This window comes from Zavarzinia marina (genome assembly GCF_021568905.1).
Taxonomy (GTDB): Bacteria; Pseudomonadota; Alphaproteobacteria; order Zavarziniales; family Zavarziniaceae; genus Zavarzinia; species Zavarzinia marina.
This window is the reverse complement of record NZ_JAKGSB010000012.1, coordinates 22,802-30,126: the sequence shown is the minus strand read 5'-3', so window position 1 is coordinate 30,126 and position 7,325 is coordinate 22,802. Positions and strand designations below refer to the sequence as shown.

Annotated in this window: 6 protein-coding genes; 3 read left to right on the top strand and 3 right to left on the bottom strand. The window is 69.6% G+C overall.

Annotated features, from left to right (window positions below):
• Positions 1–211: 211 nt before the first annotated feature.
• A complete protein-coding gene (locus tag L2U69_RS19025) occupies positions 212–742 on the bottom strand; it encodes a dihydrofolate reductase (RefSeq protein ID WP_236108711.1) in 531 nt (176 codons plus the stop codon).
• A 50-nt stretch (positions 743–792) separates the two neighbouring features.
• Between L2U69_RS19025 and pepN the strand changes: the two genes are divergently transcribed.
• Positions 793–3,411, top strand: coding sequence for an aminopeptidase N (gene pepN, locus L2U69_RS19020; protein ID WP_236108710.1), 2,619 nt, complete (start codon positions 793–795; stop codon positions 3,409–3,411).
• A gap of 131 nt (positions 3,412–3,542) precedes the next feature.
• Entirely contained in the window at positions 3,543–4,313 is a 771-nt protein-coding gene (locus L2U69_RS19015) for a tyrosine-protein phosphatase (protein ID WP_236108709.1), read from the top strand.
• Here L2U69_RS19015 and L2U69_RS19010 read toward each other — a convergent pair.
• Entirely contained in the window at positions 4,310–4,918 is a 609-nt protein-coding gene (locus L2U69_RS19010; RefSeq protein WP_236108708.1) for a LysE/ArgO family amino acid transporter, read from the bottom strand. The two genes, L2U69_RS19015 and L2U69_RS19010, sit on opposite strands and share 4 nt — an antisense overlap.
• Before the next feature lie 95 nt (positions 4,919–5,013).
• Between L2U69_RS19010 and L2U69_RS19005 the strand changes: the two genes are divergently transcribed.
• Positions 5,014–5,982, top strand: a complete 969-nt coding sequence (locus L2U69_RS19005; protein ID WP_236108707.1) for a LysR family transcriptional regulator ArgP — start codon at positions 5,014–5,016, stop codon at positions 5,980–5,982.
• Here the strand turns inward: L2U69_RS19005 and L2U69_RS19000 are convergent.
• Positions 5,867–7,279 (bottom strand): chloride channel protein, encoded by a 1,413-nt coding sequence (locus tag L2U69_RS19000; RefSeq protein ID WP_236108706.1) that lies wholly within the window; start codon positions 7,277–7,279, stop codon positions 5,867–5,869. The two genes, L2U69_RS19005 and L2U69_RS19000, sit on opposite strands and share 116 nt — an antisense overlap.
• Positions 7,280–7,325 lie beyond the last annotated feature (46 nt).

The following is a 7,325-nucleotide window of genomic DNA, read 5'->3' as shown; positions in this document are numbered from 1 at the left end:
CGTTCCTTCAGGAACGGCACCAGCGCACGCGCACGGGCGCGGATCTCGTCCTCCGACGGAATGATGGTCTCGACTTCGCTCGTGCCGTCCATGGCTCGTCCCCGCTTTCCTTCCCCCGCCAACTCGAGGCCGGCTGTTCTCATGTCGCCAAACTGCCCACACACACAAGTCAAGACATCGTCTATGCGGACTAGGGGGGGACCTCGACGCGTTACGCCCGCCGCCTCTCATGGGTGACGACGTCGAAAGCGGCGTCGTCACCCGGGCCGCGCGGGTAGTGACGCCGCGCCGTCTCGCGCCAATCCCCGGTGGAAAACGGCGGGAAATGAACGTCGCCCACCGCGTCGAGATCGAGTTCGGAGAGTATCAGCCGGTCGGCGACAGGCAGGGCGACGGCGAAGACCTCGGCGCCGCCGATCACCATGACGGCATCGGCACCGAGATCCCGCGCGATTTCGCGCCCGCGGGCGATGGCGGTGTCCAGATCCGCCACGGTTTCGACACCATCGGCGGCAAAGCTCGAATCCCGGCTCAGCACGATCGTGGGCCTTCCCGGCAGCGGCCGGCCGATCGAGAGATGGGTGCGTCGGCCCATGATCAGGGGGTGCCCCATGGTCAGCGCCTTGAAATGGGCCAGATCCCCGGGCATGGACCAGGGCAGGCCGCCGTCGCCGCCGATCACGCCGTTCCGCGCCCTGGCCGCGACCAGGGTGACGGCGATTGCCGGAACCGCATTCTTCATCCCGTCTCCCCCTTTCCACCGGGCCGGACAGGGCTTACCTAGGGAAGATCATGAAGACCGAAATCCCCGTCCCCGTCCGCCTCGCGGATTATCGCCCGCCCGCCTTCCTGGTGGACGACATCGCGCTCGAATTCAAGCTGTCGCCGCAGGCGACCGAGGTGCGCGCCCGGCTGAACCTGCGCCGCAACGGCGATCCCGGCGCGCCCCTGGTGCTGGACGGCAAGCAACTGACCACCCGCTCCGTCAGCCTCGACGGCCGCGCCCTGGGCGACGGCGATTTCACCCGGACCGACGAGACCCTGACCATCCCCGAGGTGCCCGACCGCTTCACGCTGGAAACCGTGGTCGAGATCGATCCCGAGAGCAATAAGGCCCTCGAAGGGCTCTATATGTCGGGCGGGCGTTTCTACACCCAATGCGAGGCGGAGGGTTTCCGCCGTATCACCTGGTTCCCGGACCGGCCCGACGTGCTGAGCCGCTATCGCGTGCGGATCGAGGCGCCCCGGACATATGGCCATCTGCTCTCGAACGGCAATCTGATCGAACAAGGGGAATTGGACGGCGAAACCCATTTCGCGGTTTGGGAGGATCCCTTCCCCAAGCCCTCCTATCTCTTCGCCCTGGTCGCCGGCAATCTGGACATGGTGGCGGATCATTTCATCACCGCGTCCAACCGCCGGGTCGACCTCCGGCTCTATACCGACCCCGGCCAGGGACCGCGCGTCGCCTATGCCATGGATGCCCTGAAGCGTTCCATGAAATGGGACGAGGATGCCTATGGCCGGGAATACGACCTGGACCTGTTCATGATCGTCGCCGTCCGCGACTTCAACATGGGGGCGATGGAGAACAAGGGGCTGAACATCTTCAACGCCTCCCTCCTTCTCGCCGATCCGGCGACCGCGACAGACCTCGACTACGAGCGGATCGAAAGCGTGGTCGCCCATGAATATTTCCACAATTGGACCGGCAACCGCATCACCTGCCGCGACTGGTTCCAGCTCTGCGTCAAGGAAGGTCTCACGGTCTTCCGCGACCAGTCGTTCAGCGCCGATCAGCGCGGCGCCGCCGTGCAGCGGATCAAGGACGTGCGCGCCCTTCGCGCCCGCCAGTTCCCGGAGGACGCCGGTCCCCTGGCCCATCCCGCAAGGCCGGAGCAATATCTGAAGATCGACAATTTCTATACCGCCACGGTCTATGAGAAGGGCGCGGAAATCTGCCGCCTGTTGAAGACCATCGTCGGCGAGGACGATTACCGCCACGCCACCGACCGCTATTTCGAGCGGTTCGACGGTCAGGCGGTGACGGTGGAGGATTGGCTGTCCGCCTTCGAGGATGTGACCGGGCGCGACCTCTCGGGTGTCCTGGCGTGGTACCGTCAGGCCGGCACGCCGGAAGTCCGCATCGTTCCCGATTGGGACGGCGAGAGTGTCACGCTCCGCATCGCCCAGGACACCGCGCCGACGCCGGGCCAGGCCGAGAAGCGGCCGCTGCCGGTGCCCGTCCGTCTGGGTCTTCTGGACGAGGAGGGGCGCGTGCTGCCCTTCACCGCCCCGGGCGGCAAGGCCCCGGTGACCGAGACCACCCTGCTGATCGAGGACGCTGAACAGGAAATCCGCCTCGAGGGCGTGACGGCGCGGCCCGTGCTGTCGGCGCTGCGTGGCTTCTCGGCCCCCGTGGTGCTGACCGTGGTGGAGCCGGACGAGCATCGCTTCATCCGTCTCGCCGACGATCCCGACCTGTTCAACCGCTTCGAGGCCGGCCAGGCGCTGGCGCGCGACCTGATCCTGGCCCGGGCCGAAGGCGCGCCCGACGAGGCGGGCGAGGCGCGTTATGCCGATGCCCTCGGCCGCGCCCTCGAGGATCAGCGGGCGGAGCCGGCGTTCAAGGCGCTGCTGCTGTCGCCGCCGAGCGAACAGGATCTGGCCCAGGTGATGCGCCCCGCCGATCCCGCCGCCATCCGCGACGCGCGCGAGACCCTGCGCCGCACCGCCGCCGTCCGCCTGCGCCCGCTGCTGGAACGGCTGCACGACGATCTGGCGCCCCAGGGCGATTTCTCCCCCGACGCCGAGAGCGCCGGGCGCCGCGCGCTGCGCAATGCCGCCCTCGATTTGCTGGCGACGGCCGGCACCCCGGCCGATGCGGCGCGGGCGCGCGCCCATGTCGGCGCGGCGGCGGACATGACCCAGGCGCTGGGCGGCCTGTCGGCCCTGATGACGATCGGCGGGCCGGATTACGACAGCGCCGTCGCCGCCTTTTACGAACGCTGGAAGACCGAGCCCCTGGTGATCGACAAATGGTTCGCGCTCCAGGCCCGCTCGCCGGCGCCCGATGCCCTGGACAAGGTGAAGGCCCTGACCGGGCACCCGGATTTCGACCGCCGCACGCCGAACCGGCTGCGCGCCCTGATCGGCGCCTTCACCCAGTTCAACGCCGTCGCCTTCCATGCGGTGGACGGTTCCGGCTATCGCTTCCTGGCGGACGAGATCCTGACCGTCGACGGCTTCAATCCCCAGATCGCCGCCCGCCTTCTCGAACCGCTGGGCGGCTGGCGCCGCTACAAGCCGGAACTCGGCGCCCTGATGCGGGCCGAACTGGAACGCATCCTGGCCCACCCCGGCCTGTCGCGGAACGTCGCCGAACTGGCCGGCAAGGCCCTGGCGGACTGAGTCCCCCCAGCGTCGTCCCGGCCTGCGTCGGGACGACGTGGTGAGGGGGTCGGGAGATTGACCCGCAAGTGTCTCTTGCCTTCGCCTTCCGAACGGGCGATCACCGGACCATCGGATCGAGGAGGAAGACCATGACCAGGACCGTCCGGGGCCTGACCAATTTCCGCGACTTCGGCGGCTATGACACGGCGCATGGCCGCAAGGTCGCGCGGGAGCGTCTCTATCGCTCCGCCGGGCTTGCCGAATTGACCGACGACGGTGTGGCGGATCTCCATGCCCTCGACCTCGGTCTCGTCGTCGACCTGCGCCACCCGGCGGAGCGGCGGCGCGAACCCTCGCGCCTGCCGGAGGGCTTTCGCGGCCGCGTGCTGGCGACCGAAGGCGACGGCGGGGGCGATGCCGCCCATCTGAACGGCCTGCTGACCGGGATCGCCGGCACCGGCGACGGGCGGGCGGTGATGGTCGAATATTACCGCCACGCCCCCTTCTCCCCCGACAGGACGCAACTCTTCGCCGCCTTCTTCAAGGCCCTGGCGGCGGTGGAGGGCGCGGTGCTGATCCATTGCACCGCCGGAAAGGACCGCACGGGGCTGCTGGTCGCCCTGACCCAGCACATGCTGGGCGTCCACCGCGACGACATTCTGGCCGAATACATGCGCTCGCTCGAAGCGCTGGCGGCCTTGGAGGCGGCCAGCAGCAAATGGCTGATCCGCCAGAACGTCGATGCCGCCGCCGTCGATCCCGACATCATGCGCGCCATGGCCAGCGTCCATGCCTCCTATCTCGAGGCGGCGCTGGATGCGATCGCGGACCGCCACGGCGGTCTGGACACTTATGCCAGCGAGATCCTGGGCCTCGACACCGCCCTGCGCGACCGGCTCCACGCCCGCCTGCACGCTTAATCCCCGAACAGCAGCCGCGCCGCGATCAGGGCCATGATCGCGGCGACCACGCCGTCGAGCACGCGCCAGGCCGACGGCCGGGCGAACAGGGGCGCCAGCAGCCGCGCGCCGAAGCCGAGCGAGAAGAAGAAGACGAAGGACGCGCTGGTGGCCCCCAGGCCGAACCAGAATTCGTCGCCCGGAAAGCGCGTCGAGATGGTGCCGAGCAGGACGACCGTGTCGAGATAGACATGGGGATTGGCGAAGGTCAGCACGAGGCAGGTCGCGAGCACCCGGGCGAGCGGCACCGCGACGGTTCCTTCCGCCGCCCGCAGGGCATGATCCGGGCCGAAGGCCGAGCGCAGGCTGCGCAGCGCATAGACGATCAGGAAGGCCGCTCCGCCATAGCGCAGCACGGGCGCGGCCCAGGGCAGCACCGCCTGCACCCGGCCCAGGCTGGTGATGCCCAGGGTGATGAGCAGCGCATCCGCCAAGGCGCAGACGAGGCAGACGGCCAGGACATGCTCGCGCCGCAAGCCCTGACGCAGCACGAAGGCATTCTGCGCCCCGATCGCCAATATGAGGCTGAAACCCGCCCCGAAGCCCGTCGCGAAAACCGCCGCCACCGCCCTCTCCTCCCGTTCGTCGGGGCCACAGGTAGACGCCGGCGGATGATCAGTCTATTTAAAGAAAATTATCTTTCATTAGATCGGCTAATTCGATGCTGGATTATCCGGCCCTGGCGGCCGTGGCGGCGGTGGTCGAACACGGCAGTTTCGAACGCGCGGCCGAGGCCCTGGGCGTCACCCCCTCCGCCGTCTCGCAACGGGTGAAGGGTCTGGAGACGCGCCTCGGCACGGCACTGGTGGTGCGCGGCCAGCCCTGCACGGCAACGGCGGCGGGCCACCACCTGTGCCGCCATGTCGAGCGCGTCGGCCTTCTCGAAGCCGGGCTGTTCGATCGCCTGCCGGCGCTGGCGGGCGGGGCGGGCGAAACGCCGCGCGTCTCCCTGCCGGTCGCGGTGAATGCCGACAGTCTCGACACCTGGTTCGTCGCCGCCGCCGCCGATTTCGCCGGTGCCACCGGGCACCTGCTGAACCTCCAGGTCGACGATCAGGACCATACGGCGGCACGCCTGCGCCGGGGCGAGGTGCTGGCGGCCGTGACCGGCCATGGCGAGGCGGTGCAGGGCTGCCGCTGCCGGGCTCTGGGCGCCCTTCGCTATCACGCGACGGCGAGCCCGGCCTTCATGGCGCGTCATTTTCCGCACGGCGTGACGGCCGCCGCGCTGGCCCGCGCCCCCGCGCTGGCCTTCAATCCGAAGGACCGGCTGCAGCATCGCTGGGCGGCGCTGGCGGTGGGCGAGGACATCGCCCTGCCCTGCCACTGGCTGCCGACGACGCGGGGCTTCGTCGATGCGGCGCTGGCGGGCATGGGCTGGGGCCTGAACCCGGCGCCGCTGGTGGCTGATCACCTGCGCGCGGGGCGGCTGGTCGAGCTGGTGCCGGGGCTCGCCTTCGACACGCCGCTCTACTGGCAGGTGAGCAGGCTGGCCGCCGGCACCCTGGCCCCGCTCAGCCGGGCGGTGTCGGCGGCGGCGCGGCCGGCGCTGATCCCGCCTCTTCCTTCTTCGCCTCCTTCTTCACGACCGGCTTCGGCGCCACCGCGAGGGCCCGCAGACGGTCGATGAAGACGCCCGCCAGGGCGTGATAGAGCGGCTGCGGGCAGAGCAGGCGCGAGATGCCGGCGGCGATGACCGCGACCGCCATCAGCGGGATCACCATGGCGTGATTGTCGGTCATCTCGAAGACGATGACGAAGCCGGTGATCGGCGCCTGCAAGGCACCCGAGAACAGCGCCACCATGCCGAGCGCGGCGACCGCGCCGGCCGGAATGCCCGGCAGCAGGTCGCCGACCGCGGCGCCGAGACCGGCCCCAACCGCCAGCGTCGGCGCGAAGATGCCACCGGCGATGCCGCTGGCCTGGGTGATCAGATTGGCCGCCAGCTTCACCAGGGCGAAGAGCCATGGCTCCTCCAGCGTGCCGTCCAGCGCCGCCTTGGCCTCGTCATAGCCGGTGCCGTTGATCGGCGCGCCCGAGACATAGCCGATCAGCGCGACCGCAAGGCCGCAGCCCATGGCGAAGAGCACCCGGTGGCGCGCGATCCAGCCGTGCAGCAGCTTGGGCACCAACTTGGCCTGGGCGATCATGCCGCGCGCGAAGCCGGCCCCGGCGATGCCGCCGAGCACGCCCAGCAGGGGCACCGCCAGCCAGTCCTGCCATTCGACGAGGGCGGCATTGGTGCGCCCGAAGTAGGAGCCGGTGCCATGGATCAGGGCGGCGGCGCCGGCGGCGATCAGGACGGCGCTCATGATCAGGGTCGAGACCCGCTTCTCGAAGGATTTGCTCATCTCCTCGATGGCGAAGATGATCCCGGCCAGCGGCGTGTTGAAGGCGGCGGCGACGCCGGCGGCACTGCCCGCCAGGATGACGCCGCGCATCCGGCCGAGACCGGCGAAGCGGCTGCACGTCAGCATGATCGAGGCGCCGACCTGGACCGAAGGCCCCTCGCGCCCGACCGAGGCGCCGAAACCGAGCGCCAATGTGGTCAGCACGATCTTGCCGATACCGATGCGCAGCGACAGCAGGCGGTTGCGCAGCGACGGGGCTTCGATGGCGCGGGCGGCGATCGCCTGGGGAATGCCGCTGCCCTCGCCCCCCTGGAAGAAGCGCAGCAAGAGGAACACACAGAGCCCGAAGCCGAGCGGCGTGAGCACCAGCCCGGCCCAGGAATATTCCGCCTGCGCCAGCAGGAAGAGGTCGAAGGCATATTCGGCGGCATAGGCGAAACCGACACAGACGAGGCCGGTGATCACGGCGCCGAGCCAGAACACCAGCCGCCGGCGCCAGAGCTTCGACGACATCCAGAGGGAGAAGGAGGGCCGGAGGCGCCGGCGCAGCCGATAGGCCATGGAAACGGTACGCATGGCCCATCCTATGGCGCGGACGGGGCCGGGGGAAACCGCCTCGCCA